The organism is Pseudomonas sp. RIT409 (genome assembly GCF_003052515.2).
Taxonomy (GTDB): Bacteria; Pseudomonadota; Gammaproteobacteria; order Pseudomonadales; family Pseudomonadaceae; genus Aquipseudomonas.
The window spans coordinates 23,822-49,144 of sequence record NZ_QARE02000012.1; the positions used below are offsets into that span (position 1 = coordinate 23,822).

The 25,323-nt window shown below is 62.7% G+C and carries 28 protein-coding genes; 12 read left to right on the forward strand and 16 right to left on the reverse strand.

The genetic code is table 11. The features are described 5' to 3' along the window. Nucleotides 1-38: 38 nt before the first annotated feature. On the reverse strand, nucleotides 39-1,070 hold the full coding sequence (locus tag DBP26_RS15975; RefSeq protein ID WP_108238503.1) for an alcohol dehydrogenase catalytic domain-containing protein: 1,032 nt from the start codon (nucleotides 1,068-1,070) through the stop codon (nucleotides 39-41). Between the two features lie 165 nt (nucleotides 1,071-1,235). On the opposite strand from DBP26_RS15975, the gene ugpC reads away from it, so the two are divergent. Continuing rightward, nucleotides 1,236-2,384, forward strand: a complete 1,149-nt coding sequence (gene ugpC / locus DBP26_RS15980) for a sn-glycerol-3-phosphate ABC transporter ATP-binding protein UgpC (RefSeq protein WP_108238504.1) — start codon at nucleotides 1,236-1,238, stop codon at nucleotides 2,382-2,384. A gap of 339 nt (nucleotides 2,385-2,723) precedes the next feature. Continuing rightward, nucleotides 2,724-3,347: a cell wall hydrolase gene (locus tag DBP26_RS15985; RefSeq protein WP_108238630.1), complete on the forward strand. Its 624-nt coding sequence runs from the start codon at nucleotides 2,724-2,726 to the stop codon at nucleotides 3,345-3,347. 91 nt (nucleotides 3,348-3,438) lie between these two features. Here DBP26_RS15985 and DBP26_RS15990 read toward each other — a convergent pair whose 3' ends face one another. Next, nucleotides 3,439-4,290 (reverse strand): CAP domain-containing protein, encoded by an 852-nt coding sequence (locus DBP26_RS15990; protein WP_108238505.1) that lies wholly within the window; start codon nucleotides 4,288-4,290, stop codon nucleotides 3,439-3,441. A 290-nt stretch (nucleotides 4,291-4,580) separates the two neighbouring features. Here DBP26_RS15990 and DBP26_RS15995 point away from each other — a divergent pair, with 290 nt between their 5' ends. From DBP26_RS15995 to DBP26_RS16035, 9 genes are all read left to right on the forward strand, one after another. After that, entirely contained in the window at nucleotides 4,581-5,237 is a 657-nt protein-coding gene (locus DBP26_RS15995) for a peroxiredoxin-like family protein (RefSeq protein ID WP_108238506.1), read from the forward strand. Between the two features lie 75 nt (nucleotides 5,238-5,312). Beyond that, nucleotides 5,313-6,197 (forward strand): LysR family transcriptional regulator, encoded by an 885-nt coding sequence (locus DBP26_RS16000; protein WP_108238507.1) that lies wholly within the window; start codon nucleotides 5,313-5,315, stop codon nucleotides 6,195-6,197. Nucleotides 6,198-6,303: 106 nt separating this feature from the next. Then, complete coding sequence (locus DBP26_RS16005) at nucleotides 6,304-7,215, forward strand: LysR family transcriptional regulator (RefSeq protein WP_108238508.1); 912 nt, start codon at nucleotides 6,304-6,306, stop codon at nucleotides 7,213-7,215. A 330-nt stretch (nucleotides 7,216-7,545) separates the two neighbouring features. Then, nucleotides 7,546-8,856: an MFS transporter gene (locus DBP26_RS16010; protein ID WP_108238509.1), complete on the forward strand. Its 1,311-nt coding sequence runs from the start codon at nucleotides 7,546-7,548 to the stop codon at nucleotides 8,854-8,856. A gap of 87 nt (nucleotides 8,857-8,943) precedes the next feature. Beyond that, entirely contained in the window at nucleotides 8,944-9,948 is a 1,005-nt protein-coding gene (locus DBP26_RS16015; protein WP_108238510.1) for a succinylglutamate desuccinylase/aspartoacylase family protein, read from the forward strand. A 139-nt stretch (nucleotides 9,949-10,087) separates the two neighbouring features. After that, the gene (locus DBP26_RS16020) at nucleotides 10,088-10,771 is read left to right on the forward strand and encodes a GNAT family N-acetyltransferase (RefSeq protein WP_108238511.1); all 684 of its coding nucleotides are present in this window, start codon (nucleotides 10,088-10,090) and stop codon (nucleotides 10,769-10,771) included. Nucleotides 10,772-10,859: 88 nt separating this feature from the next. Further along, nucleotides 10,860-11,237 (forward strand): hypothetical protein, encoded by a 378-nt coding sequence (locus DBP26_RS16025; RefSeq protein WP_108238512.1) that lies wholly within the window; start codon nucleotides 10,860-10,862, stop codon nucleotides 11,235-11,237. Nucleotides 11,238-11,351: 114 nt separating this feature from the next. Then, nucleotides 11,352-11,960: an SCO family protein gene (locus tag DBP26_RS16030; protein WP_108238513.1), complete on the forward strand. Its 609-nt coding sequence runs from the start codon at nucleotides 11,352-11,354 to the stop codon at nucleotides 11,958-11,960. Continuing rightward, a complete protein-coding gene (locus DBP26_RS16035; RefSeq protein WP_108238514.1) occupies nucleotides 11,960-12,463 on the forward strand; it encodes a copper chaperone PCu(A)C in 504 nt (167 codons plus the stop codon). Before DBP26_RS16030 ends, DBP26_RS16035 begins: the two co-directional genes overlap by 1 nt. Before the next feature lie 89 nt (nucleotides 12,464-12,552). On the opposite strand, the gene DBP26_RS16040 is transcribed toward DBP26_RS16035, so the two are convergent. The 14 genes from DBP26_RS16040 to DBP26_RS16105 form a co-directional block, all read right to left on the reverse strand. Further along, nucleotides 12,553-13,827: an Nramp family divalent metal transporter gene (locus tag DBP26_RS16040; protein WP_218565105.1), complete on the reverse strand. Its 1,275-nt coding sequence runs from the start codon at nucleotides 13,825-13,827 to the stop codon at nucleotides 12,553-12,555. A 380-nt stretch (nucleotides 13,828-14,207) separates the two neighbouring features. After that, complete coding sequence (locus tag DBP26_RS16045; protein ID WP_108238516.1) at nucleotides 14,208-14,771, reverse strand: type 1 glutamine amidotransferase domain-containing protein; 564 nt, start codon at nucleotides 14,769-14,771, stop codon at nucleotides 14,208-14,210. Between the two features lie 118 nt (nucleotides 14,772-14,889). Next, nucleotides 14,890-15,225, reverse strand: a complete 336-nt coding sequence (locus tag DBP26_RS16050; protein ID WP_108238517.1) for a hypothetical protein — start codon at nucleotides 15,223-15,225, stop codon at nucleotides 14,890-14,892. A gap of 362 nt (nucleotides 15,226-15,587) precedes the next feature. Beyond that, nucleotides 15,588-16,883, reverse strand: coding sequence for a sorbosone dehydrogenase family protein (locus DBP26_RS16055; RefSeq protein WP_108238518.1), 1,296 nt, complete (start codon nucleotides 16,881-16,883; stop codon nucleotides 15,588-15,590). Then, nucleotides 16,880-17,323, reverse strand: a complete 444-nt coding sequence (locus DBP26_RS16060; protein ID WP_108238519.1) for a DUF2231 domain-containing protein — start codon at nucleotides 17,321-17,323, stop codon at nucleotides 16,880-16,882. Before DBP26_RS16060 ends, DBP26_RS16055 begins: the two co-directional genes overlap by 4 nt. A 210-nt stretch (nucleotides 17,324-17,533) precedes the next feature. Then, nucleotides 17,534-17,827 carry a hypothetical protein gene (locus DBP26_RS16065; RefSeq protein WP_108238520.1) on the reverse strand — a complete coding sequence of 98 codons (294 nt, stop codon included), beginning with the start codon at nucleotides 17,825-17,827 and terminating at the stop codon, nucleotides 17,534-17,536. Nucleotides 17,828-17,978: 151 nt separating this feature from the next. Continuing rightward, entirely contained in the window at nucleotides 17,979-18,581 is a 603-nt protein-coding gene (locus DBP26_RS16070) for a cupin domain-containing protein (RefSeq protein ID WP_108238521.1), read from the reverse strand. Between the two features lie 83 nt (nucleotides 18,582-18,664). Further along, nucleotides 18,665-19,375: an urea carboxylase-associated family protein gene (locus DBP26_RS16075; protein ID WP_108238522.1), complete on the reverse strand. Its 711-nt coding sequence runs from the start codon at nucleotides 19,373-19,375 to the stop codon at nucleotides 18,665-18,667. A gap of 34 nt (nucleotides 19,376-19,409) precedes the next feature. Continuing rightward, complete coding sequence (locus tag DBP26_RS16080; protein WP_108238523.1) at nucleotides 19,410-20,642, reverse strand: M20 family metallo-hydrolase; 1,233 nt, start codon at nucleotides 20,640-20,642, stop codon at nucleotides 19,410-19,412. After that, nucleotides 20,639-21,445 carry an amino acid ABC transporter ATP-binding protein gene (locus DBP26_RS16085; protein ID WP_108238524.1) on the reverse strand — a complete coding sequence of 269 codons (807 nt, stop codon included), beginning with the start codon at nucleotides 21,443-21,445 and terminating at the stop codon, nucleotides 20,639-20,641. Before DBP26_RS16085 ends, DBP26_RS16080 begins: the two co-directional genes overlap by 4 nt. 3 nt (nucleotides 21,446-21,448) lie before the next feature. Further along, nucleotides 21,449-22,096 carry an amino acid ABC transporter permease gene (locus tag DBP26_RS16090; protein WP_108238525.1) on the reverse strand — a complete coding sequence of 216 codons (648 nt, stop codon included), beginning with the start codon at nucleotides 22,094-22,096 and terminating at the stop codon, nucleotides 21,449-21,451. After that, a complete protein-coding gene (locus DBP26_RS16095; protein WP_108238526.1) occupies nucleotides 22,096-22,755 on the reverse strand; it encodes an ABC transporter permease subunit in 660 nt (219 codons plus the stop codon). Before DBP26_RS16095 ends, DBP26_RS16090 begins: the two co-directional genes overlap by 1 nt. A gap of 7 nt (nucleotides 22,756-22,762) precedes the next feature. Beyond that, on the reverse strand, nucleotides 22,763-23,611 hold the full coding sequence (locus DBP26_RS16100; protein ID WP_108238527.1) for a transporter substrate-binding domain-containing protein: 849 nt from the start codon (nucleotides 23,609-23,611) through the stop codon (nucleotides 22,763-22,765). 229 nt (nucleotides 23,612-23,840) lie between these two features. After that, nucleotides 23,841-24,623 carry an aldolase gene (locus DBP26_RS16105; RefSeq protein ID WP_108238631.1) on the reverse strand — a complete coding sequence of 261 codons (783 nt, stop codon included), beginning with the start codon at nucleotides 24,621-24,623 and terminating at the stop codon, nucleotides 23,841-23,843. A gap of 135 nt (nucleotides 24,624-24,758) precedes the next feature. Here DBP26_RS16105 and DBP26_RS16110 point away from each other — a divergent pair, with 135 nt between their 5' ends. Next, complete coding sequence (locus DBP26_RS16110) at nucleotides 24,759-25,316, forward strand: XRE family transcriptional regulator (protein ID WP_108238528.1); 558 nt, start codon at nucleotides 24,759-24,761, stop codon at nucleotides 25,314-25,316. Nucleotides 25,317-25,323 lie beyond the last annotated feature (7 nt).

Here is a 25,323-nt window from a genome sequence, read left to right on the forward strand (position 1 = left end):
TGATGAGGGTTACGCGGTGTCTGCGCTGACGCGCGTGTTCAGTCCGGGTGAGGCAGCACTACGGTTTTCAGTGCTCCATCGAGAAAGGCTGCGGGATAGCTGAAGGCTTCGCTGGCCTGTTCCAGGTCGAAGCGATGGGTGACCAGGCAATCGACGTCCACCGCGCCCTGGGCCACCAGTTGGATGGCGCGCTCGTAGACATGGCCCATGCGTCGGGACAGGCGAATGTCCAGCCCCTTGCGCCGCAGCACGGAGGCGCTCAGGGGGGCGTATTGATCGCCGTCGGGAATGCCGACCAGCACCACCCGGCCACCGATGCGGGCCGCGTGCGCGGCAATCTGAAAACCTTCAGGGGCGTTGGTCGCTTCCAGCACCAGATCGACGCCACGGCCACCGGTCCATTCGGCGATCGCGGCGTGATCGGCAGCAACCTGGTCGGCCCCCAGTTGCCGGGCCTTCTCGGTGCGGTAGTTGATCGGGTCGATGGCATAGACGGCTTTCTTGCCCAGCATCCGGGCCAGTTGCACCAGGCACAGGCCGATGGGGCCACAGCCGATGATGGCCACCGTTTCGAAGAGTTTCTTGCTGCCTGCCAGGTCCATGGCGTGAATCGCCACGCCCAAGGGTTCCAGCATGACGGCTTGAACCGGGGTGAAGTGATCCGGTACAGGGTAGACCTGACCCGGCGAGACGACGATGTACTCGGTCATCGCGCCGTGGGTGTGGGGCGGGGAACCGAGAAACTGCACGTTGGGGCACAGGTTCACATGGCCGCGCTGGCACCATTCGCAATGGCCGCAGGGTTTGGCCGGATCCACTGCGACCAGTTGCCCGGCCTTCAGGCCGAGCGTCGGGTGGTCGTCGACGACGCGTGCGGCGAACTCGTGGCCTGCGATGAATGGCTGAGTGATGCGGGCGTGGCCAATCGCGCCCTCCTTGAAGTAATGCAAATCGCTGCCACAGACGCCGACAGCGCTGACGCGAAGCAGAATCTCGTCGCCAACCGGCACCGGCACCGGCTTTTCGCCGATGCGGATGTCGCGGATGCCGTGGATGTAGGCCGCGCGCATCGCTTCACTCCTTGACATTTGTATTTTTAGAATTACAAATGATCCTAGAGCGAAACTTCTGGCTGTCAAGCAGGACGACGCAATCCGACCTGACTCCGGCGCAGTCGGTCCAGGCGGAGACACGAATGTTCGGACCCACACAACAATAATTCAGGGGACACGATTTTGACTGAGCTCAGTTTGAGTGGCGTCGAGAAAGCCTATGGCGACATCAAGGTGTTGCATGACATCCACCTGAGTATCGAAAGCCGCGAGTTCGTGGTCTTCGTCGGGCCATCGGGGTGCGGTAAGTCGACGTTGCTGCGTTGCATCGCGGGGCTGGAGAGCATCACCCAAGGCCGGATCCGAATCGGCACGCGGGACGTGACCTACCTGGAGCCTGCGGACCGTGGCGTGGCAATGGTGTTTCAGTCGTACGCGCTGTACCCGCACATGTCGGTGTACGACAACATCGCCTTCGGCCTGAAAATGCAGAAAACCCCTAAAGCGCAGATCGACGCCAAGGTGCAGCATGCCGCGCGGATTCTTCAGCTCGAACCGCTGCTGGCGCGCAAGCCCAAAGCGCTGTCCGGCGGGCAACGCCAACGCGTGGCGATCGGGCGCGCCATCGTGCATGAGCCGGAAGTCTTTTTGTTCGACGAGCCGCTGTCGAACCTCGACGCCTCCCTGCGGGTACAGATGCGCATCGAAATCGCCAAACTCCACGCCGACCTCCAGGCCACCATGGTCTATGTGACCCACGATCAGGTCGAAGCCATGACCCTGGCCGACAAGATTGTGGTGTTGAACAAGGGAGGCATCGAGCAGGTGGGTTCGCCACTGGAGCTGTATCACCATCCGCGCAACCGCTTCGTTGCGGGGTTCATCGGCTCGCCGCAGATGAGCTTTCTACCGGTTCAGGCGCTCTCAGCCACAGCCGAAGGCGTTCAGGTCGAACTGCCGGGGGGCGGGTATTTACGGGTGCCGGTCAACGGCGAGAGCGTCAAGGCAGGGGATTCGCTGACCCTGGGGTTGCGTCCGGAGCACCTGTCCGAAAACGCAGCGGGCGATGCGCAGATTCCGATCAAAGCGTTGGTGGTCGAGCACTTGGGCGGAGAGACGTTCATCCATGGCCAGACGCCTGGCGGTCACGATTTGATGATCAAGGGTGACGGCCTGTCACAGGTTGCCGTCGGGCAGGCGTTGTCGATCGGCGTGGCGGGTCCGCGCTGTCACCTGTTCGACGGGCAAGGCCAGGCGCTGACGCACCTGCGGCATTTCACCGAGCAGGGCCCGGAAACCGAGCGACACAGCCCTGCCCGGGTATTTCCCTGAAGGTCAGCATTGTGGTCGGCCCGGTTCAGCCGACGACGGAATCCCAGCGTATTTTCCGTTCGATGTGGCAGGGTCAAAACGAGTGAGGGGTGATCGGCGGGGCGTTTGCATGAGCGTCGCCGAAGGCCGATTACTCACTCGTGGAAAAATGGAGTTCGGCCGTTTCTCCGCCACGCGCGGCGCGCTATGCTTCACGGCGATTCCTCAGCGTTTCCCGACACCACTCCATCACTTGTCGACGGTCACTTGCGTTGTTCCGACTCTGCCGCGGGCGCGGTCTTGGCGCTGCGAAGCCGTGAGCGGGTGCAGGGCCGCTCGCCTTACGCAAAAGGTTCGACGATGCGTTTCATCTACCTTTCGATCTGCCTGGGCATCGCCAGTATCCCGACCCACGCCATTGCCATGGAAACCCCGCCGCAGCCCGAGGCCGTCGTCGACAAGGCCCAGGCGCTAGAGGAGAAGGCTGCCGAAAAAGACGGCTCGCCGCCGGCCGTCCCCAGAAGCGAAACCATCAGCCGGGCCGAAGCCCAGATCGTGGACCCCGCCGGTGCGCAGCCGGTGGATGATGCGCTCGTTTGCCTGTCGCGCACCCTCTATTGGGAGGCCAAGGGCGGTACGGACGCGGACATGGAAGGGGTGGCCGATGTGGTGCTCAACCGCCTCGGGCATGAGGGCTACCCCAGTACCATTTGCGCGGTGGTCAAGGAGGGTGCGGATAAAAAAGCCTGCCAGTTTTCCTGGTGGTGTGACGGCAAATCCGATCAGGTCAAGGAAGATGACCGTTATGCCGCCGCCAAGGAAATTGCCCGCAAGGCCCTTAACCAGCAATTACCCGACCGCACCCGGGGAGCGATGTATTTCCACGACCGTCACGTGAAGCCCGCTTGGGCGTCGACGTACGTCAGGACGGCCGAGACCGAGAAATTCCTGTTCTACAAACCTCAGGACGGAAAGGCGAAATGATGCGGCAAGGTGCAGCGGGGGGGCTCCGTCGCTAAACCCTTTTTACGCGCGAGGAGGCGGAGTCCGTGGGGGGCGGGCCTCGAAGGCGGCCCTATTGCTGCACGCCGAACAGGGCCGTCCAGTAGATCCCGGCATCGCTCTTGGGGTCCACCGCGTAAGCCGCGCCCAGTTCCTTGAACGCGGGATTCATGATGTTGGCGCAATGCCCGGGACTGGCCAGCCATCCTTCCACGACCTTGCGCGCACTGTCCTGGCCGGCGGCGATGTTTTCACCGATGGCCTGGCCGATGTAGCCTGCCAGTTCGGCGCGGTCCCCTGGCGTACCGCCGTTGCGGCCTTTGTGGTCGAAGTAGTTGTTGTTGGCCATGGAGCGGGTGTGGCCTTCTGCTGCGCTCGCCAGTGCGTCATTCCAGCTCAGCGGTGAGGCCGGGCCGTAAGGCTGCCCGCCGCATTGATGAGGGACACTGCGGGCAGCATTGATCAGGCCGAGCATTTTCTGCCCTTCGGCCTGAGCATTGCCGAGGCCGCCGGCCAGCAGCGGCCGGGCCAGCACGATACGCCAGTCGCGGTCGTTACGGCTGACGCCGATGTCGACGAACTGTGGATTGAGCACCACTTGGCAGAAGCTTTCCTGTATCGCCTTCATCGCCGCCGGTGCATCACGCGGGCCGGACAGGCTGATGGCTTGCACCGAGACCATGGGGTAGGAGGCCCGGGCCAGCATGGGTTGCAGGTCCACCGCGCCGCTGGCCGGCAGGTTGAGCCGGGGGTCGATGTTCAGCGGTGGAAGCTCCTGGGACACCACGTTGGCGCAGGGCTGGGCCTCGCTGCGATAGGTGTTGATGGTCTGAATCAACTGGGATTCTTCGCTGGCCAACGCCGTCCCGGTCGCCACCAGCAGCCACGAAACCGTCGCCAGGCGAATGAATGATGTGAAGCGCATGAAGATCTCCCTTGAACTGGCTGCCGCCATGATGCGCGATTTTGCCTGAGTCGAAATAGTCTGAGCCGAAGATTCGGCGGAGGTTGCAACGCGATGGCCGCTTTTTGCAATCCCGACCGAAAAACGCCTGTGAAGGGAGGTGCGCCAACGGGTAGCGGTTCATCTTCGCGCCCACTTGCATCGCCATTCCCGGCAGGCATGACTGATATGGCCGTCGGCTGTCTACTGGGGGTAGCCGGGACTTGAGAGGATGAACTCACCACCTGTTCATCACCCACAAGGAATACATCATGACCCTGCAAGCCACCCTGGACGCCTTCAAAGCCGATTTCGTCGCTGGCAAGCCTCCGTACAACGCACCGCCTGAAGTGCACGCAATCATGAAGCGTGCCACCGACCAGTTGATCGCGTCGGGTCAGGCCGAGCGGGCGTTGGGCGTCGGTGACAAGGCACCGGTGTTCACACTGAACGACCCGGATGGCAACCCGGTGTCCTCCACCGACCTGCTGGCCAAGGGACCGCTGGTCATCAGTTTTTACCGGGGCGTCTGGTGCCCATACTGCAACATGGAACTGCAGGCCCTCCAAGCGGCGCTTCCCGAGTATCTGGCCCTCGGCGCGAGCCTGGTGGCGATCTCTCCGCAGGTGAAAGCCAACAGCCGCAAATCGGTACGCCAGAATCACTTGACGTTCCCGATCCTCAGCGACATCAAGAGCGAGGTCGCCCATGCGTTCGGCTTGCGCTTCAACCTGCCGGATTACCTGATCGATCTGTACAAGGGCTTTGGCAATGACTTGCCTACGTTCAACGATGACCCGGCCTGGGTGCTGCCGATGCCAGCGCGTTTCGTCATCGGTCAGGACGGTCTGATCAAGTATGCCGAGGTCAATCCGGATTACACTCAGCGCCCTGAACCCACGGATCTGCTGCCTGCACTGCGCGGCTGATCATCACCTTCGCGCAACGCCGTCACCGTGGGTGGCGGTGTTGTGCGTTGAGCTTCTGGCTGAGAAGGAGCCTGAATGGATCGTCTGGCGGCAATGGAAACCTTTATCTGCGCGGTGGAAACCGGCTCGTTTTCGGCGGCGGCCAAACGTCTGGGGGTGGGCCAGCCTGCGGTGTCCAAGTCCATCGCTTCGCTGGAAGAGGCGCTTGGCACGCGCCTGTTGTTGCGGACCACCCGTGGCCTGACGCCCACCGAAGCCGGACAGACCTATTACGAGGCGGCGTTGCTAGCCGTCGACCAAGCCAACGCCGCCGATGCCGCGGTTCGCGGAATCGGTGCGGGGTTTTCGGGACGGCTGCGGGTCAGCGCGCCGGTGACCTTCGCCAGCCTGCGGATCATGCCATTCCTGGGGCCGCTGCTTCAGCAGCATCCGCAACTGACCATCGAGATGGTGCTGGACGACCGAAGCGTCGATCTGGTGGAAGAGGGGATCGACGTGTCGCTGCGGATGGGCGTGCTTGCGGACTCCTCGATGACCGCGAAGAAAATCGCGCAGGGGCGACGGAGGATCCTCGCCACCCCGGCGTATTTCGAATGCCATGGCTTGCCGAAGCATCCCGATGACCTCGCCAGCCATCACGCGATCCTCTATCACCGCGGCGGCGGTGGCGAGACCTGGGCAATGGGCAACGGCGATGAACAGCGCACCGTGACCATGGCGGGGCGCCTGAAGGTGTCGGCGGCCGAGGGCGTGCGCGCCGCGGTGAAGGCCAACCTCGGTCTGGCCATGGCTTCGGAGTGGATGTTCGCTCCCGAACTGGCCCGCGGTGAGGTGGTGACGGTACTCGATGACTGGTCGCTGCCGCCGATCGACCTCTGGGCCGTGTTCCCCGCAGGTCGCATGACCAGCGCCAAGGCCCGGGTGTTCGTCGATTATGTGGCGACGTTGATGGCGCATTGAGCCGAGACAGGCGCCAGGCTTCTGTTTTCCTCGAATGCCCCATGACAAGCGCTCGCGCTTGTGCGCAAATGCCTGCTCCGGGCGACTACCGTGGGCAGAGCGAACGATGCAATTGGAATGGCTGGAAGACTTCATCGAACTGGCGCGCACCCGCAGCCTTTCCCGGGCGGCGGAGATTCGTTGTGTGACGCACCCGGCCTTCGGGCGGCGCATTCGTGCGCTTGAAGATTGGGTCGGGGTCCCGCTGATCGAGCGTAAGCAACCCCTGTCGCTCACCCCCGCGGGGGTATTGTTTCTGGACGCCGCCACCCAGTCGATGGAACTGCTGCTGGCAGCGCGCGCGCAGTTCCGCCATCTGGGCATGAACCGTGACGAGCCGCTGCGCATTGCCACGGGGCGAACCTTGGCCCGGGTGTTTTTCCCGGACTGGTACCAGTCGCTGCACGATCGGATCGGCGCCTTTCCCGTGTCGTTGGTCACCGGCGGTGCCCAGGAGGCGATCGCCAAACTGACCGCCGGGGAAGTTGACCTCCAACTGATTTTTTCCAGCCCCTTGACCCGGATCCTGATCGACAGCGAACGTTTCGACTCTCGAGTGCTGGCTCAGGAAGAACTGCTCCCGGTCAGCGCACCGGATGCGCAGGGCCGCCCCTTGTTCTCGATCCAGACGGACAGCGAGCTGTCGAGCATCCCTTGGCTGGGTTTTTCGCCGACGCTGTCGTTGCGAGGCGTTTTGGCCCAGCACCTGGCACGGCTGCCTCACCGGTTGGCGTTGCGGATGATCTATCAGGCCGATTCCTACGAAGCGATCCTGGAGATGGCACTGCGCGGTGGCGGGTTGGCGTGGCTGCCGGGCATGGTGGTGAAGGAGGCATTGGCCGCCGGCGAGTTGCTGATCGCAGGTGACCCGGAGATGCGCATCGGTTTCGACATCTCGCTGCATCGGTTGCGCTCGAACCGCAGTGAGCGGGTGATGAGGGTCTGGGAGGCATTGAGCCCGGAGCCTCAAACGGCCTAGGCCTCCGCTTCAAACAGGCGGATGCCGCCGACCCGCACAGCAGCACGGTGCACTGTTCTTGTGCGGGGCAGAACAATCGACATGCCCTCGGCCAGCGCCGACCCCCATCGCTGCGGCCCCGTGCCGAATAAGCTCAAGCCTGTGCCCAATCGGCAATTGTCCTGCTTCCACGTCTGATTCACTGTGGCCTTGGGCCGGATGGCCAATGAAGGCGCAGACCTTCAATCGCCGTCCGGTTGTTTTCACCCAATAAAAAACTGCCATCGGTTCGCATGCCCTGCGTTCGCGAACGTGATCGTCAACAGTGAAACAGACCCGGAAGCCACTTTCATGACCCTCCATTCCTCTACCGTGAATACCGTTGCGAGGCCCGCTCGACGAGGCCCGTGGAAAGAAATCGTCGCGGCCAGTTTCGGCAACGCACTGGAATTCTACGACTTGCTGATCTACGGCTACTTCGCGGTGGTCATCGGTAAGTTGTTCTTTCCGTCGGACAATGAAACCACCTCGCTGCTGCTGGCCGTCGGCTCGTTCGGCATCTCGTTTCTGATGCGACCGCTGGGCGCCCTCGTGTTGGGTTCCTACGCGGACCGCGCCGGACGCAAGGCGTCGTTGACACTGTCCATCCTGATCATGCTCGTTGGCACCGCGCTGATTACCTTCACCCCGTCGTACCAGCAGATCGGTCTGGCGGCGCCTTTGCTGATCATCGTTGCCCGGATGTTGCAGGGCTTCTCCACCGGCGGCGAATTTGGTGCGGCGACGGCCTTCATGGTCGAGCACGCCGATGCCAGCCGACGCGGCTTCTTCGCCAGTTGGCAGTTGTCGACCCAAGGCCTGGCGACGGTATTGGCCGCTGGGGTCAGTGCGCTGCTCAGCCATGTGCTGACTGACGTGCAGCTCAACGATTGGGGCTGGCGCGTGGCCTTCGGTATCGGGCTGCTGATCGGGCCGGTCGGGTTCTACATCCGCAGCCAGATCGACGAAACCCCGGATTTCCAACAGGTGGCGACCCGATCCGAAGAGAAGACCCCGTTGCGCGATGTCTTGACCAAAGGCCGCGACAGCCTGCTGCTGGCCATTGGCGTGGTCGCAGGCGCAACGGCGTTCAACTACGTGCACAAGCTGTACATGCCGACCTATGCCCTCAAGCAACTGCAGATCGCGGCCACTTCTTCGTACCTCGGCGCGTTGGTCACGGGGGTGACGCTGATGTTGATGGCGCCGGTGTTCGGCAGCCTGTCGGACCGCTACGGGCGCTTCCGCGTGCTGACCTTGGCGTTACTGATCACCGGGCTGTCGTCGTACCCGATGTTCCTCTGGTTGAACCACTTTCCCAGCGTTTCGACGTTGCTGTGGGTCCAGGCGGTGGTGGGCGTCTTGATCGCCGCGTGTCTGGGGCCGATCCCGGCCATGCTCGCCGACATCTTTCCCACCCGTATCCGCGGCACGGGCCTGGCGCTGAGTTACAACTTCTCGGTCACGCTGTTCGGCGGTTTTGCGCCGCTGATCGTGACCTGGATGATCGAGGCCACGGGCAGCAAGCTGGCGCCCAGCTTTTATGTGATGGCCACGTCGCTGGTCAGTGTCATTGCCGTGATCCTCCTGGGCCGTCGCATGCATCGGCACGCGCCAGCCTGAACCCCCTGACATCTTTCAACGATCCACGCTGCCGACGGCCCAGGCGAGGCCCCGGTCTGCGTCAGCCATTGCCTGCTGGAGACTGATATGAAAACCCTTGAACACGTACGTGCCGCGTTGAAGCCTTACCCGATCGAGGTCGAGTTTCCCGATATTCGGCGGTGGGAAGCCGGGACTCACGGCGTCGATTACGTGCATACCTTCGACAGCGGTGTCGCCGGGCCCCACGTAATGATCATGGCACTGACCCACGGCAACGAGGTCAGCGGCGCGATCACCGTGGACGCCTTTCTCAAGCGTCAGTTGCGTCCAATCAGGGGGCGTTTGACCCTGGCCTTCGGCAACGTCGAGGCGTACCACCGCTTCGATCGGCGCGACATCGACGCGACCCGTTATCTGGACGAAGACATGAACCGCGTCTGGCTGCCCGAGAAACTGGACAGCGACCAGGATTCGATCGAGCTGCGTCGGGCGCGGCAGTTGCGTCCTGTGGTGGAGACGGTCGACCTGCTGCTCGACATTCATTCGATGCATGAGGAAGCCCCACCGGTGATGATGTGCGGTGCTCAGCACAAGGGCCGCGCGTTCGCCGCGACCCTGGGTGTTCCGCAAACGGTGGTGGTCGACGCCGGGCACGCCAATGGCCGACGCCTGCGGGATTTCCGGGGGTTCGATGATCCGGCCAGCCACAAGAATGCGCTGCTGATCGAAACCGGCCAGCACTTCTCCCGGCGCAGCCAGGACGTGGCGCTGGACACCGCGGCTCGCTTCCTGTCGACGACCGGAGCGGTGCGGCACGAGGACGTCGTCGAATTCCTGGGGCCGGAGAATCCGGGGCCACAGCGTTTTCTGGAGGTCACCTGCCCGGTGGTGGCGCGGAGCATGGATTTCAGTTTCGTCGAGGACTTCCGCGGCCTGGAAGTCATCGAAAAGGCGGGGACCGTCATCGCCTGGGACGGCGAAACCGCCATCGTCACGCCCCATGACCACTGTGTGTTGGTCCAGCCTTCCTTGCGGCATCTCGGGGTGGGGGTGACGATGGTACGGCTGGCGAGGATCCTGGATGAGCAGCCACCGCGGCTGACGTTCTGACGCCATGTGCTGAACGGACCGTGGCTCGGCAGGCCGTGCCGCATCGGTATACCGATGGTTTGGCCGGAACAAGGTATGATGTGCACGCTCGCCATCCATCAACGGGATGTCGGGCTGCCTTTACCGAAACAGGAATGCCATGTTCACCCTCACTCGCCTCGACACACCTCCACCGGAATTCATCGACAGCCAGATCATGCAGATGGTGGTCGATTACGTGACCGACATCAGCATGGTCGGCATTGCTCCGAGCAATCCGTTGTATCCGCTGTATCAATACGGCGTCGGGCATGAGGTGCACCAGTACCTGCAGGCCATGGACGGTTCGCGGGGGTTTCCGGTGGAGCTGATCGTGGCGCTGGACGCCGAAGACCCTTCGCAGGTTTCGGGCTTTCTGCTGTACCTGCCGACACAAGGCGATCCCGAGGCCTGTTCGGTGGCCTACATGGCCGTCAGGGCCGATCGGCGCCGTCAAGGCATGGCACGGGCGATGCTGGCAGACATGCAGAGGCGTTATCCCCACGCCGAACTGGCCTGCTTCGTTCACAAGGTGCCGTATTTCGAAGCCATGGGTTTTCAGGTGCTCAGAGCGCGCGGCCCGCAGGTGCTGATGAATACCCGGCACTATCAGAGCGAAGGGCAAGTGGCCGTGTTGGACACCGCGCCCATTTACACCTCCGTGGAAGTGCGACAGATCCACGCCTACCTGCTCAACCAGCACGGAAAGCGGGCGATGACCGACGCGGAGAAACAGCGCGATCGGCACATGGACCAGTTGACGCGCCAGGCCCGCGTGTTCGTGCAGGAGCGCTCGGGACGCTGAAGCGTCCAACGGCCTGCGCGGTTTTGTCGCACCCGGTCATCATGCCCCCTTCCATGAGCCTGCCTGCGACGATGTAGAATGTGGCCCCATGAAATTCGTTCGAACTCACCAACCGCTCATCGCCTGGATCCTGTACGGCTTCATCCTGTTCAGCGGGATGGTGTGCAGCCTCAGTCATGGGCAGATGCTGCGCGCCTTCAACCAGTTGCCGCCCGGTGTCGATTGCAGTGAGCACCACGCGGTGGCGGGGCAGTCGGATCTGGCCAGCATCGGTGAGCATGCCCAGTTGATGAAGCTGTCGATGACCGACTGCGCGTTCGCCGGCACCGTGGCGCTGGCGGTGGTGTTCTTCCTGGGTCTGGGGCGTTGGGCGCGTAGACCCAACGCATCGATGCCGCGTTCGGACCATCGTCTACGCAGGCCGCCCCGAGACGCTTTCCCCGGGTGGGCACCCCAGGCGCCCTGAACCTGCCGCCGCGCTTGCACGCCATTTAGCGTCATCCTGCGTGCCCCGTTCTGAAGGGGCAGCGGGGTGGTCAAAGGTCGGCATCGACGCCGACCGCTTCAGAGAGTTCGTCACATGAATCAATTATTGACCCGTCGTCAGGTGCTGGGTGGCATGGGCATCGTCGGCCTGGGCCTTCTCGCAGGCTGCGATGGTTCCACCACTGCGCTGAATTTCAAACACGGCAAGGATCTGAGCAACGAAATCCGCGGCCGCACTTTCAAGCTCACGGACACTCAAGGCGAGGTCAAGACCTTGTCCAGCTTCCGTGGCTTGATGCCAATGGTGTTCTTCGGTTTTACCCAGTGCCCATCGGTCTGCCCGACCGCACTGGCGCGTGCCGCGCAGATCAAGAAGATCATGGGTGAGGACGGCCGCACCCTGCAGGTGATCTTCATCACCGTCGACCCTGAGCGTGATACCCCGCAGATCCTCGACGCCTACGTGAAGCAGTTCGACCCGAGCTTCGTTGCCCTGCGGGGGACGCTTGAACAAACGCAGCAGGTCGCCAAGGAATTTGGCGTGTTCTACGAGAAGGAACCGATTGGCGACACCTACACCATGTCCCATACCGCCACCAGTTTCGTGTTCGATTCGCGGGGTAATCTGCGTCTGGGGCTGTCACCTTCGCTGTCCGCCAAGCAATGCGCGGAAGATTTGCTCACTGTCATGGAGGTCTGCTGATGACCGGTTTGTTTTCATCCTTCGTTTCCGGCCGTGCCGCGCGCCGCGCTTTGGCTGTGTCGTTGTTGGCCGGAGTGAGTCTTTCCGCCATGGCCCAGACCCGCGTGGAGGATCCCTGGGTGCGCACCACGGTACCAGGGCAGCCGTCTTCCGGCGCTTTCATGCGCATCACGGCGCAGACCGACAGCCGCTTGCTGAGCGTAGCGTCGCCGGTCGCCAGCGATGTGCAGGTGCATGAAATGAGCATGAGCCATGACGTGATGCGCATGGGCCCCGTGGATTCGGTTCCGCTGCCTGCGGGCAAGACCGTGTCGCTCGATCCGGACGGTTATCACGTCATGCTCATGGGCTTGAAGGGGCAGATCAAGGAGGGCGACCAAGTGCCCCTGATCCTGACCATCGAAAGCGACGGTGGCGTGCGGGAAACCCTGCAGGTCAGCGCCCCAGCCCGGTCGATGCACGATGCGATGAACATGGGGCACGATCACGGCGACAGCCATTGAGCGCAGCCTGAGCGCGGACGGCGGCGGGCCCTGCACACGCCTGCCACCGCCCGCGTGTCGAACGCTGTCGAGGCCCCGGGGGCTCGACGTCAGTCCGAGAACATTCCTAGCAGCAATACGCCGTTCAAGCCCACGATGAGCAGGGCGATCGCCCACGCCAGGGCGGTCAGCACCGGCCCCGTGACGAAATTGCCCATCAGCTTGCGGTCCGAGACGAAGTTCACCAACGGAATGATGGCGAAAGGCAGTTGCATCGATAGAATCACCTGACTCAACACCAGCAACTTGGCGGTGCCCTCCGCGCCGTACAGGCTGGTGATGACAATCACCGGGATGATCGCCAGGCCCCGGGTCAGCAGCCGCCGCACCCAGCCGGGCAGGCGCATCTTGAGAAAACCTTCCATCACGATCTGCCCGGCGAGGGTGGCCGTTACGGTCGAATTGATGCCGGAGGCCAACAGCGCCACCGCAAAGAGCGTTGAAGCAATGCCGACCCCGAGCATAGGCGACAGCAGGTGATAGGCCTCCTCGATTTCCACCACATCCGTTTTGCCCGCCTTATGAAACACCGTGGCGGCGGTGATCAGGATCGCCGCATTGACGAACAACGCCAGTGTCAAGGCGATGGTGCTGTCGGTCACTGACCAGCGCAAGCCGAGACGGCGGCCTGCTTCAGTGCGCGGGTAAGCCCGAGTCTGGACGAGGGAGGAGTGCAGGTAGAGGTTATGGGGCATGACGGTGGCGCCGATGATGCCGATCGCCAGATACAACGCCGCCGGGTTGGTGACGATTTCGGCCTTGGGAATGAAACCGCCCAATAGCTCGGCCATGTCAGGCTGGGCGAGCACCATCTGGATCGCGAAACAACTGAAGATGATCAGCAGCAACGCGATGACGAAGGCCTCCAGGGCGCGGAAGCCTCTGCCCATGAGCAGGAAGATCAGGAAGACGTCGACCGCCGAAATGACCGCGCCCCACACCAGGGGAATACCGAACAGCAGATTAAGGGCAATCGCGGTACCAATGACCTCGGCGAGGTCGCAGGCGATGATGGCGATTTCGCAGGCCAGCCACAACGCAATGCACACCGGACGGCTGTAGCGTTCGCGGCAGGCGCGCGCCAGGTCCCAACCGGTGACGATGCCCAGGCGAGCGGAAAGGGCCTGCAGCACGATGGCCATGAGGTTGGAAAGCAGGATGACGGACAGCAACAGGTAGCCGAACTTCGAGCCACCGGCCAGATCGGTTGCCCAGTTGCCAGGGTCCATATAGCCCACGGCAACCATGTAACCGGGCCCGGTGAATGCCAGCAGGCGCTTGAGCCAGTTGCCCGTCTTGGGCAGAGCGACACTCGCGCCGGGCATGCCGCCACCCAGGGTGTCATCGCCGGGTTCGGCCCGGTGTTTGATCGGCTGCATTGCGTGTCTTCCGCTCAGATAAAGCTGGTCAGGCGCTCACGCATTCAGGCTGAGCGAGTGGTTCGATGGGGAAACGTCATGGGGTTGATCCGAAGACGTTTGAGTCCTCCTCGCGTTTAGTCAGGTCGCTGCTCCGTTCCGCGGCGAGAGCCCAGTACGCCTCAGGGATCTCCGGAGTGCCCGCGGAACCGGCAGAAGCCGTTGCGACTATCGATGTCGACTGGCGTCGGTGAGCGTTGGTTTCAAGTATTTGCTACGCCAACGGACCGGCTGCAACGACCGTCAGGCCGCTGCAGCTTCGCGCCGCGCAGGTCGCGCCGCACAGGTCAGGCGGACTGGAGCGACTTGGCGATGGCTTCGCTGAACGGGGGCAGGTCGTCCGGATTGCGCGATGTGATCAGCGTCCAGCCGTTGGCACCGCATTGTTTGACCTGTTCATCGACCCATTCGGCGGCGCCGGCGTTGAGCAGGTCGGGGCGCACGCTCGGGTAGGAGGTCAGGGTCTTGCCTTTCACCACGCCAGCGTCGATCAACAGCCAGGGGCCGTGGCAGATGGCAGCGATGGTCTTGCCCGAGCTCGCAAAGTCACTCACCAAGCGCTGTGCGTCGGCGTCCTGACGCAAGGTGTCGGCGTTGACGGTGCCGCCAGGAATGACAAGTACGTCGTATTCACCGGCAGACAACCCGGCCAGACGTGTGTCGGACGTGACGCGGGTGTCCTTCTCGGTGTCCTGAACGAAGGTCTGGGTTTCTCCACCCTCGATGGAAGCATGGGTGACGGTGGCGCCCAGGTCCTTCAGCGTGTTCAAGGGTTTGAGCAACTCGTCCCGCTCGATGCCAGTGTTCGAGGTGATGATCAGGACTTTTTTGCCAACCAATTGCGTGCTCATGGGGTGTCTCCTCTGATTGAACCGTGACCCGACGAAACGGGCGTTGTCGGATTTCAGAGGAAGGGGCAGAGGTGAAGTTCACCCTGATTGCATCACCGGTGTGCAGAGCCGTGCCAGCCTACAGGCAGTCGCGGGCGGCTTTTTCCAGCGCGCTCTGCCCGAAGGCCGATGCCAGCGGGGCGCGCTGGTACAGAAATACCCGCGTATTGGGGTTACCTTTGAAAACCTCGAGGATGTCGTCCTGCGCGACTTTGCCCGAGACCAGCAATTTGTAGTGGCCTTTGCTTTCGGTCAGGGTCGTTGAAGGTTTCAAAGCCTGCCATTTGGGCAGGACGCATTGCGCATAGTCGCTGGCGGTCTTGGGCGTTTCCAGATCGACAGACGGGTTGTTCGGGGTGGAGCCGCAGCCGGCGAGTGACAGGGCCAGTGCGCTTGTCAGCAGTTGAATTCGCATCTCTTTCATCCTGAAAAAATAAGGGGCGCATCAGGAACACGCAAAGGTGAATAACGCCTGTCCACGGGTGTCAGGCATGACTATTCCGCCAGTGTTCTACAGCGATCGATGTAAGAGGGGGGCATCGTTATCGGGTGCAGGAAGTGCGCTCATTGGCAACCCTGGAGTGCCCACCTTCAGTGTTTGGCGCGTATGTTGACGAGGTCGCTGGAAAATGAAAAGAGCGCCCAGGAAATATCTTCGGCGGAGGCGTTTGCCGACCGATCCTGAACGCTGCAGGGGCGCGGGATGCCTGTTCGCCCCGACCGGCTTGCTCAACGATCATCTGGCTGTCGAGAGCAGCCGGCCAGGGTAGGTCCTTTTTACCGATTGCGCGTGACCCGCCAGACGGTGTTGGCCAGGTCGTCAGCGATGATCAACGCGCCGCGAGGGTCGACCGTAACCCCCACGGGCCTGCCACGCGTCTTGCCGTCGGCCCCCCGGAATCCTGTGGCGAAGTCAACTGGCTCGCCGGTCGCCGCGCCGTTGTGGAAGGGTACGAACACCACCTTGTAACCCACAGGATTGTCACGGTTCCAACTGCCGTGTTCGCCCACGAAGGCTCCGTCACCGAATGCGCCACCCATGGCAGGCGTGGAAAAATCCAACCCTAGCGCGGCCACGTGTGAGCCCAGGCTGTAGTCCGGTTTGATGGCCGAGGCGACCTTCGCCGGGTCTTGCGGCTGGGCGCGGGTATCGACGTTCTGGCCCCAATAACTGTATGGCCAACCGTAGAAGCCGCCTTCGCGAATGGAGGTCAGGTAGTCGGGCACCAGATCTTCACCCAGCTCGTCACGTTCGTTGGCGACCGCCCACAACCGCTCGGTGCCCGGCTGGATTTTCAAAGCTGTCGGATTGCGCACGCCGGTCGCGTAAGGTTTGTGCGCGCCACTGCGGGCGTCGATCTGCCAGATTTGCGCGCGGTCCAATTCGACGTCCATCCCGCGCTCGGTCACGTTGCTGTTGGAGCCAATGCCCACGTACAGCGTCTGACCATCCGGGCTGATGGCCAGTGACTTGGTCCAGTGGTGGTTGATCCTGGACGGCAGCTCGGTCACGGTCGTCGGGGCGGCGCTGGCCTTGGTCTGGCCTTCGGTGTAGTCGAAGCGCACCAGAGCGTCCTGATTGGCCACATAGAGCTTGCCTTGCGCGTAAGCCAGGCCGTAGGGCGCGTTGAGATTCTCCGCGAACACGGTGCGCAGCTCGTACTTCCCATCGCCATCGGCGTCACGCAGCAACGTCAGGCGGTTACCGCCTTTGACTTGCGTGTTGCCATGGGCCTTGATGTAACCGGCGATGACGTCCTTGGGGCGCACCTTGGGTGCATCGGCACCGCCACGACCTTCGGCGATCAGAATGTCGCCATTAGGAAGCACCAGGGTCTGCCGTGGGATGCGCAGGTCCGTGGCAATGGCCGAAATGCTGTAGCCGTCGGGAACCGTGGGTTTCTGATCGCCCCATGGCGCCGGCTCGGCGATTTTCATGCTGGGCAGCAGACCGCGTTCGGCCTGCGGCATTTTCGGGTCGGCACCGTGGGTCTGAACCGTGTCCTTCTCACTCCCACATGCGCTCAGCAGCAGCGCCGAACTCAGGGCTGTCAAAACCAATGCGGATTTCATTGCGCACCTCCCACGCGGGTCGCGACCGCGTTCGGACGAGAAAAGCCGATCCAGGCGGACGCAGCCGCGAGCACCGCCACGACCACCGACAGCATCAGGCCCGTTGGCATCACGGCCCAAGCGTCCTTGGCGTGTTCGAACGCATTGATCCAACCCAGTGCCCATGTCGCCAGCAGCACCAGGAAATACGTCATCGGCTGCCCCGACTTCGGGGTGGCGCGCAGCAGGTTGATCAACGCGAACAGCAGCGCCAGGCCACCGAGCAACATGCCACCGGCAATCAACCACGCGGCAAAGTTGCTCCATTGAATGAGGTAGGTGTTGTAGTAAGCGATGTCACTCAGTACGGCACCGAGAAACAGCGCAACGGTGCCTCCCAGCAGGATTGAGTGCAGCGGGCCGGGTAGGCGTCGGTAGGGTAGCAAGGCGGTATCGGTCACGATGGCTCCTTATCGTTCAGTCACCTCGGGCAGGGTCGGCGCGAAGACGCCACTCCCACTTGCGCGGACTGCGCGATAAAACTGATCGTGAGCTCAAAGCGATAGTTCAAAGAGATTGCCACGTCGGGCAAGAGGCTGCGTCGATCAATGCCTGGCCGACTCGGGGTTCGAGAAGCCCGTGTCTGCCAGGCGTCGATTCAAGCGCCGCTGTCAGCTTCCGGAGCTGCCTGCGCCCGAAGGGGTCTTGTTGCCAGGGCTCGAGTTGCCGCCACTTCCGGCTTCCCCTCCGGAGCCCGGCAGGGCCGTGCCGTTGGTATTAGCACCGTTGGTGCCTTCAGGACGGGAGGATTTGTCGGAGTGGGTCGAATGGTCCGTCGACGGCGCGCTCATGGTGCTTTTGGACGTGTCACTCGATCCGCTGTCGTTGGTGGCGGCCATCACCGGCAGCGACAGCAGGCAGGTCAATCCGGTCATCGCGACCGCGTAGCTCAGTTTCTTGTTCATGTCGTACGCCTCGTTCACACAGGGCAGATAAGAAGATGGCTGACGGGGCCGCCAGCCGCTCCTGCCATGTGACCCGGCGCCGTACGGGGCTGATCGAAGAAAATGAAATCGGGGCGATAAACGGTCATGTGCGGTCGGTGCGCTGAAAGAATCAGAACGTCGCAGGGGTGTTGATCCACAGGATGCGCACGACCCGATCCGTCGCATTGCGATAACCGTGAGGCACGCTGCTGGGGAAATGGAAGGAATCGCCCTCATTGAGCGTGTAGGTCGCTTCGCCGAGCGTTAGGTCCAGGCTGCCTTCGATGATGTAGCCCATTTCTTCGCCCGCATGCTCGATCATTTCACTGACCATGCCTGGGGAGACGATGTGGATGTCGCCCTGCAGCAAGCCGCCTTTTTGCGGGTGGGTGATGCGCTCCAGGTCGATATAACCCTTGCGCGCTTGAGCGAAACGGCTGACCTGACGGGCACCGGCGCGCAGCACGGGCTCTTCGGACACCCACTCTTCCGAGGTCAGCTCCGACACGTTGCTGCCCAAGGCGATGGCCAAGCGGTGCAGCATGGCAAGGGAAGGCGATGCGGTGTCGTTTTCCAGTTTGGAAATCAGGCTTTCCGAACAACCAGCGGCTTCTGCGACCTGCTTGAGGGTCAACCCGGCGACCTTGCGGGCGTGGCGAAGGCGGACGCTCAAGCTGGGCAATCCCGCTGAATGCAGAGATTTGGGGGCTGGCGGATGGCTGGCTTTGGACATGCATTCCTCGATGAGCACAATCGCATGAAGTGGGCGACAGGCATCCTAGGGGGACGGATGCCTGCCGTCTACTGGGGGGCTGATCAGGCGTGAACCGAGAAGCTCACCTCGACCGGGTTCAGGTCGTTGATCGGCACGATGTCCTGCGGGCAGGCGGACATGACCACGACCACGTCCATGTTGGCGCGGATTTCGACGTAGTCGCCCGCTTTCGAAACCGGCGGCAGCCACTCGATGGTGTAGTCGGGTTTGACCGGGATGTTCATCCACAGATTGAACGGTTGCGGGACTTCGTGGGAGCGCAGGCCGATGGCTTGCAACGCCAGCCGCATGTTGTCGGCGCAACTGTCATGGTAACCCTCGACGCCCAGGTTGGTGTAACGGTGCAGGTCGCACGCAGCGATCAGCGTGTCGTGGATACCCGGCGAGGTGTCGGTCAGCAGGGTGCCGATGGTGCGGCGGCGGTTGCTGAACAGCTCGTCACCGACCTTCGGAATGATGCCGTTGATGTGGGCGCGGGCGTGCTCCATGGACAGGAATTCGCTCATGTCCTCGCTGTTGAACAGCCAGGTGTCGCAGACCTGGGTGCCGTGGGTGTTGACGATCTTGATCACTTGCCCGGCCTTCAGGCGCACGGCGCGGCCGCAACGGGCGGGCACCGTGTAGCGCTGGTCGAGGACCGGAGTGCCGTCCGCCGATATCGGCTCCTGCAAGGTTGCGTTGATGCCCAGTGAAGTGCCGTTGTCGGGCTGGCAGCAGGCAGGGAAGTCATGGCTATGGGTGATGGGGTTCATCTGGGTTTCCTTATGTCTTGAATCAGCGTTCAGTTCAGGGTTGTTCAGCCAGTGCAACGAGGCTCCAGGCGAGTGCCCGGACGCCCGCTTCCAGTTGCGCGGGTTCGGTGTATTCCAAGGGGTTGTGGCTGATGCCGTCGCGGCTGGGCACGAACAGCATGGCCGTGGGGCAATGCTCAGCGAGGTACATGGCGTCGTGGAACGCGCCGGAGCGGATCGGCTGCCAGGCCAGACCCGTGGCGTTGCAGCCGTGTTCGAGCACTTCGATTACCCGGCTGTCGAAGGTGGTCGGCGCATGGTCGAACAGACGCGTCAGTTCGGCATCGCCGGGCAGGCACGCGCCCAGATCGGCATCGAAAGCATCGAGCACCGCCGGGTCGGAATGCCGAAAATCGATGCTGAAGGTCACTTCGCCGGCGATGGTGTTGATCGCGTTGGGATGAACGTTCCAGCGTCCGAACGTGAGGCGCTTGTTCTCGCCGGCCAGCCGCTCGGCCAATGCGTCGATGGGGCCGAGCGCGGCGGTCGCCATCAGCAGGGCATCGCGGCGCAGCGCTGTCGGCGTGGTGCCAGCATGGGCCGACGCCCCCCGGCAGCGCACCTGGTACCAGCGCACGCCCTGAATCCCGTGTACGACGCCGAGCGGGACACCTGCCTGTTCCAGGACCGGGCCTTGCTCGATGTGCAGTTCGACGAAGGCGTGCGTCGCGATTTTTGCCCGATGTGGCAAATCGGCGAAGCGTTGCGCGTGGGCATCGAGTGCGGCGCCAACAGTGACACCGGCGGCGTCCTGGTGGCCGCGATAGTCCGTCAGCCGTGCCGGCTCGACATAGGCACTGGAACCCATGGCCCCTGGGCTGAAGCGGCTGCCTTCTTCGTTGGTCCAGACCACCAACTCGATGGGGCGGAGGGTCTGAACGTTCGCATCGGTCAGCGCATGAAGGACTTCCAGTCCGGCCATCACGCCATAACAACCATCCAGCGTGCCGCCGGTGGGTTGGGTGTCGATGTGGCTGCCGGTCATCACCGGCGGCAGGTCCTCGCGGCCTTCGCGGCGGATGAACAGGTTGGCGCAGCCATCCGTCCAGACCGCGCAGCCGAGCTTTCTCGCTTCGGCAATCAGCCAGGCTCGGGCCTGAAAATCGTCTTCCGAGAGTGCCTGGCGATTCATCCCGCCGTGGGTGCCGGGGCCAAAGGTGGCCAGAGTGTCCAGCCAGTGTTGCAAGCGCGTGGCCGACACGGCTTGCAAGGTCTTGTCAGCGATCATGGGATGACCTGCGCGCGAGGGGTGAGGCTGCGGTTGAACCACGGTTTGAGAAATTGCTGCAGACGCTCGGTCTCCGGGGCGTTGAACAGCGGTTCGGGGGCGCCGGTCTCGACGATGCGTCCGGCCTCCATGAAGACCACCTGTGACGAAATCTGCGCCGCGAAGCTCATTTCGTGGGTCACCATGACCATGGTCATGCCGTCGTCGGCCAGGCTGCGAATCACCTGCAGCACTTCCTCGACCAGTTCCGGGTCCAGTGCCGACGTCGGTTCGTCCAGTAGCATCAGACGGGGCTTGACCGCCAGCGCTCTGGCAATCCCGACCCGTTGTTGCTGGCCGCCGGACAGCCGGGCAGGGTAGGCGTCGGCCTTGGCGCTCAGGCCGACCCGACCCAAGGCCAGATCGGCCAGGGTGCGGGCCTCATCCTTGGCCATCTTTTTGCCCAGCACCAAGGGCGCCATGACGTTTTGGCGCACCGTCATGTGCGGCCACAGGTTGAATTGCTGGAACACCATCGATACCGGATGGCGGACTTCGTCGACCCTGGCCTCGCTGTCACAGTCAGCGGCCGCACGCCCGGTGCCGCTGTAGCCCAATAACTGGCCGTCGATCCAGACTTCGCCTTCATCGTAGCGTTCCAGAAAGTTCATGCAGCGCAGGGCGGTGGTCTTGCCCGAGCCAGAGGGGCCGATCAGCGAGACGATTTCTCCGGGGGACACCCGCAGGTCGAAGCCGCTGAGCACGCGATGGGCGCCGTAGGATTTGCCGACACCGCGCAGCTCGAGAAGGGGCAGGTTACTCATAGGTCAACCTCGCAAATGACGGGTCATGCGCTGGCCCAGGGCGCGAGCCAGGGCGGCGACGGTGGACGTCAGCAGCCAGTAGCTCAACACCAGCAAGGCGTAGGGCATCACGTAGGAAAAAGTGGTGGAGACGATGCGCCCGGCCGTCAGGGTCAGCTCGGGAACGGTGATGATCGACGTCACCGCGCTTTCCTTGATCGTCAGGATCACCTGATTGCCCAGCAGGGGCAGGGCGAAGGCCATGGCCTGAGGCGCCTGGATGTGCCAGAACACCCCGCGCTGGGAAATGCCGTGGGCCCGCGCCGCTTCCACTTGGCCGAGGGGAACGCTGGCCCAGGCCGAGCGAAACAGCTCGGCGAAATAAGCGCCGCTGTAAACCGCCAGGGACAGAATGCTGGCTTCCACCGCCTCCAGCCGCAGGCCGATGACCGGCAGGCCGAAGTAGATGATTGCCAGTTGAGCCAGAAACGGCGTGCCTCGGACCAGCCAGACATAGGCACGGTAGAGCGCGGCGAAACCGGGCAGCGCCAAACGCAACGCGTTGAACGCGAACCCCAGGACCAGACCGGCTCCGGCCGCGGCCAAGCTGATGCCCAGCGTCACCAGCAAGGCTGTGCCGAAGTCCGGTAGGTAGCTCATTAATTCATGCATCAGGTGCGCTCCCGCCAACGGCGTTCCAGCAGGCTGCCCAGCAGGCTCAACAGGCTGGTCAGCGCCAGGTAAAACACGGCCATCACCAGGTACACCTCAAGCGGGCGGTAGGTTTGGGAGACCAGTTGCTGGCTGACCCGCATCAGGTCGGTGATGGAGATGACCGAGACCACCGCAGACACCTTGATGACGTCGATCAGTTCGGAGATCAGCGCCGGGGACGTTAGCCGCAGGACTTGGGGCAGCTGAATGTGAACCAGCGTGTTGAACCTGCCGAGGGCGAATACGGAGGCAGCCTCCATCTGGCCCTTGGGGATGGCCGCAAATCCGCTGCTGAGGATCTGCGACTGATAGGCCGCCGTGTTCAGCGCCAGCGCCGCTGCGCCAGCCACCATCGGCGGCACGTCCAGGCCGAGCGCCGAGGGCAGGTAGAACAGCAACAGCAGTTGGGCGAGCACGGGCGTTCCGCGAAAGAAACTGACGTACACCCGGGTAAAGGCCACGCCGCCGCGACTGCGCCCGTGGGCCAATAGATGAAGCAGAACCCCGAGCACGAAGCCCAGCAGCATCCCGACGGTGCACAACCACAGAGTGGTCAGCGCGCCGTCAAGCAAGGCGGGCCCATACAACGCCAAACGGCTGCCGAAATCGTTCATCATCGGCGGCTCAAATGGTGGGGACCGGCATGGCGTCGGTCGGCAAGTCCATGGTGAAGCCGAACCATTTTTCCTGAAGCTTCTTCAGCGTGCCGTCTTGACTGGCCCGCGCGATGCCGTCGCTGAACAGTTTGACCAGCGACGCGCTGTCCGCGTCTTTGCGACCGACCCAGCCGAAATACGTGGTCGGGCCGACCATTTCTGGCAACGTGGCGAACAGCCCTGGCCGTGCTTTCATCAACGGGCCCAGGTTGGACAGCGACTGTGCGACGCCGTCGAGGCGGCCGTTGGCGAGGTCGGCATAGGCTTCGTCGAAACTCACGTATTCCTTGATGCGCTTGATGCCCGGCTGGCCTTCACCCTTGAGTTTGACGTCCAGCGCTTGCAGCACGGCCAGTTGGCCGGAACCCGCCTGCGAGCCGATCACCCGGCCATTCAAGTCGGCCAGGGTGTTGATGTGGCTGTCGTCGGCGCGCTTGAGCAGCGCCACGGTGGATTCGGCAATCGGCACGGTGAACGCGAACTGATCGAAACGGGCCTTGTTAACCGTAACCGAAGTCACCACGAAGTCGAACTTGCTGCTGTCCAGCCCCGGCAGGATGCCCTGGAAGGGCAGGTCCAATTGCCGGACTTTCACACCCGGCAGGTCCGCATCGAGGACGTAGTGCATCAGGTCGGCGCCGTAGCCGACGATCTTGCCGTTCTCCACCGATTCGAAGGGCGCAAAGCGCGCCTCGGTGGCCACCACGATTTCATGTTTCTGCTTGATCCGTTGCAGCAGATCATCGGCATGGGCCATGGACAGGGTGCACAGTGTGACCAACGATAAGGACAAGGCTTTGAGCGTGAAACGAATCATTCGGTAATCCCCTTGAATGGACCGTATTTTTATTCAAGTAACTTGAATGAAATTACAAAGGCATGAAGCATGCCAACCCGTCAGGGCCGTTGAACTGGGGTTAAGGGAGGTATGCGCGGGCCGCCGTTGCCCCGAATCTGCGCAAGGAGCGGGGAATTGCGTCGATGTGGTGCATCGGTGAGCCAGAGGTCCGGCGCGCGACGCGCCGTGCCGCCGGGACGAGGTGGGATCAGTTCAGGCAGTTGACGTGCTTTTTGAGCGTGCGGCGCACGTAGTAGTCGAAAGCGGCGCTATGACGTGTGGGACGGGATACCCAATCGTGGGCTTCACGGCCCAGGTGCGGGGGGATGGGGCGGATCTGCCCTGCAGCCATCGCCAGCAGTTGCAGCTTGGCTGCCCTTTCCATCAGGATCGACAGCACACAGGCCTCTTCGACGCTGACGCCGGTCGAGAGCTGGCCGTGGTGGGAGAGCAGGATCGTGCGCTTGTCACCGAGGGCACCGGAAATGATTTCACCTTCCTCGTTGCCCACGGGCACCCCCGGCCAATCCTTGAGAAACGCACAGTCCTCGTACAGGGGAGTAAGGTCCATGTGCGACACTTCCAGCGGCACCTCCAACATCGACAATGCCGCGACATGTGTCGGGTGGGTGTGAATGATGCACTGCGCATCGGGCCGCGCGCGGTAGACCCACGTGTGAAAGCGGTTGGCCGGATTGGGCATGCCGTGGCCTTCCACGACGTCGAGGTCTTCATTGACCAACAGCAGGTTGCTGGCGGTGACTTCATCGAAGCCCAGCCCCAATGCTTGAGTGTAAAAGGTGCCGGGTATCGAGCCGCGAGCGGTGATCTGCCCCGCGAGGCCCGCGTCGTGACCGTTTTCGAACAGAATGCGGCAGGTCAACGCCAGCTTCTGGCGCAGGGTCCAGTCGCCGGCTTTTAACGTACTATCCATCTGCGCGTTGGAGCGCGTCATCAGTTGTGCTTTGGAGAGGTCCAGTGTCTTGGCCATGGGCATGCCTCGGCGCGAATGTTCATATGAAGCGCGTTCGAGTCGAACGCTGCGTGAATGACACAAATTCATACTAATGACACAAGGTGTCATTGACAACGCACCCGTTTACCGTCTGACGGAAAAGATCGATCCATGTCCATCCGCTTGAAGCTGCTGCGAAAAAAAATGGGCGTCACCCTCGAAGCGTTGGCCGAACGCTCGGGCATGACCAAAAGCTACCTGTCCAAGGTCGAGCGGGGGCTCAACACGCCGTCGATTGCCACCGCGCTGAAGCTGGCCAGAGCGCTGCACGTCAATGTCGAAGCATTGTTCAGCGAGGCCGATGCTGACCCGGACGCTTACAGCCTGGTGCGCCGCGACCAGCGCCAACTGCTCGGACGCCCCGAGCAGGACGCGGCTTATGCGATGTTGGCCCGCCCGATGAGCGACCACAACTTGCTGCCGTTCATGCTGTGGCCCCCCTTCGACTTTGCCGGCACCACTTTCAAGGAGCATAGGGGCGAGGAATTTCTGTTCGTCCATGAGGGGCGGGTCGAAGTGGATTTCATGAGCGAAACCGTGATTCTCGAGCGCGGCGATGCCTTGCACTTCAATGCACAGAAACCCCACCGCCTACGGTCACTGGGCGACGTCCAGGCGCAGTTGCTGGTGGTGGTGCACAGTGAACCGGACGATTCGGCCACACGGTGAATCCCGG

Excerpts from the sequence above, each read along its gene's own strand:
- DBP26_RS15975 (WP_108238503.1), bottom strand. The coding sequence starts at position 1,070 with ATGCGCGCGGCCTACATCCACGGCATCCGCGACATCCGCATCGGCGAA.
- DBP26_RS15985 (WP_108238630.1), top strand. The coding sequence starts at position 2,724 with ATGCGTTTCATCTACCTTTCGATCTGCCTGGGCATCGCCAGTATCCCG.
- DBP26_RS15990 (WP_108238505.1), bottom strand. The coding sequence starts at position 4,290 with ATGCGCTTCACATCATTCATTCGCCTGGCGACGGTTTCGTGGCTGCTG.
- DBP26_RS15995 (WP_108238506.1), top strand. The coding sequence starts at position 4,581 with ATGACCCTGCAAGCCACCCTGGACGCCTTCAAAGCCGATTTCGTCGCT.
- DBP26_RS16000 (WP_108238507.1), top strand. The coding sequence starts at position 5,313 with ATGGATCGTCTGGCGGCAATGGAAACCTTTATCTGCGCGGTGGAAACC.
- DBP26_RS16005 (WP_108238508.1), top strand. The coding sequence starts at position 6,304 with ATGCAATTGGAATGGCTGGAAGACTTCATCGAACTGGCGCGCACCCGC.
- DBP26_RS16010 (WP_108238509.1), top strand. The coding sequence starts at position 7,546 with ATGACCCTCCATTCCTCTACCGTGAATACCGTTGCGAGGCCCGCTCGA.
- DBP26_RS16015 (WP_108238510.1), top strand. The coding sequence starts at position 8,944 with ATGAAAACCCTTGAACACGTACGTGCCGCGTTGAAGCCTTACCCGATC.
- DBP26_RS16020 (WP_108238511.1), top strand. The coding sequence starts at position 10,088 with ATGTTCACCCTCACTCGCCTCGACACACCTCCACCGGAATTCATCGAC.
- DBP26_RS16025 (WP_108238512.1), top strand. The coding sequence starts at position 10,860 with ATGAAATTCGTTCGAACTCACCAACCGCTCATCGCCTGGATCCTGTAC.
- DBP26_RS16030 (WP_108238513.1), top strand. The coding sequence starts at position 11,352 with ATGAATCAATTATTGACCCGTCGTCAGGTGCTGGGTGGCATGGGCATC.
- DBP26_RS16035 (WP_108238514.1), top strand. The coding sequence starts at position 11,960 with ATGACCGGTTTGTTTTCATCCTTCGTTTCCGGCCGTGCCGCGCGCCGC.
- DBP26_RS16040 (WP_218565105.1), bottom strand. The coding sequence starts at position 13,827 with ATGCCCGGCGCGAGTGTCGCTCTGCCCAAGACGGGCAACTGGCTCAAG.
- DBP26_RS16045 (WP_108238516.1), bottom strand. The coding sequence starts at position 14,771 with ATGAGCACGCAATTGGTTGGCAAAAAAGTCCTGATCATCACCTCGAAC.
- DBP26_RS16050 (WP_108238517.1), bottom strand. The coding sequence starts at position 15,225 with ATGCGAATTCAACTGCTGACAAGCGCACTGGCCCTGTCACTCGCCGGC.
- DBP26_RS16055 (WP_108238518.1), bottom strand. The coding sequence starts at position 16,883 with ATGAAATCCGCATTGGTTTTGACAGCCCTGAGTTCGGCGCTGCTGCTG.
- DBP26_RS16065 (WP_108238520.1), bottom strand. The coding sequence starts at position 17,827 with ATGAACAAGAAACTGAGCTACGCGGTCGCGATGACCGGATTGACCTGC.
- DBP26_RS16070 (WP_108238521.1), bottom strand. The coding sequence starts at position 18,581 with ATGTCCAAAGCCAGCCATCCGCCAGCCCCCAAATCTCTGCATTCAGCG.
- DBP26_RS16075 (WP_108238522.1), bottom strand. The coding sequence starts at position 19,375 with ATGAACCCCATCACCCATAGCCATGACTTCCCTGCCTGCTGCCAGCCC.
- DBP26_RS16080 (WP_108238523.1), bottom strand. The coding sequence starts at position 20,642 with ATGATCGCTGACAAGACCTTGCAAGCCGTGTCGGCCACGCGCTTGCAA.
- DBP26_RS16085 (WP_108238524.1), bottom strand. The coding sequence starts at position 21,445 with ATGAGTAACCTGCCCCTTCTCGAGCTGCGCGGTGTCGGCAAATCCTAC.
- DBP26_RS16090 (WP_108238525.1), bottom strand. The coding sequence starts at position 22,096 with ATGCATGAATTAATGAGCTACCTACCGGACTTCGGCACAGCCTTGCTG.
- DBP26_RS16095 (WP_108238526.1), bottom strand. The coding sequence starts at position 22,755 with ATGATGAACGATTTCGGCAGCCGTTTGGCGTTGTATGGGCCCGCCTTG.
- DBP26_RS16100 (WP_108238527.1), bottom strand. The coding sequence starts at position 23,611 with ATGATTCGTTTCACGCTCAAAGCCTTGTCCTTATCGTTGGTCACACTG.
- DBP26_RS16105 (WP_108238631.1), bottom strand. The coding sequence starts at position 24,623 with ATGGCCAAGACACTGGACCTCTCCAAAGCACAACTGATGACGCGCTCC.
- DBP26_RS16110 (WP_108238528.1), top strand. The coding sequence starts at position 24,759 with ATGTCCATCCGCTTGAAGCTGCTGCGAAAAAAAATGGGCGTCACCCTC.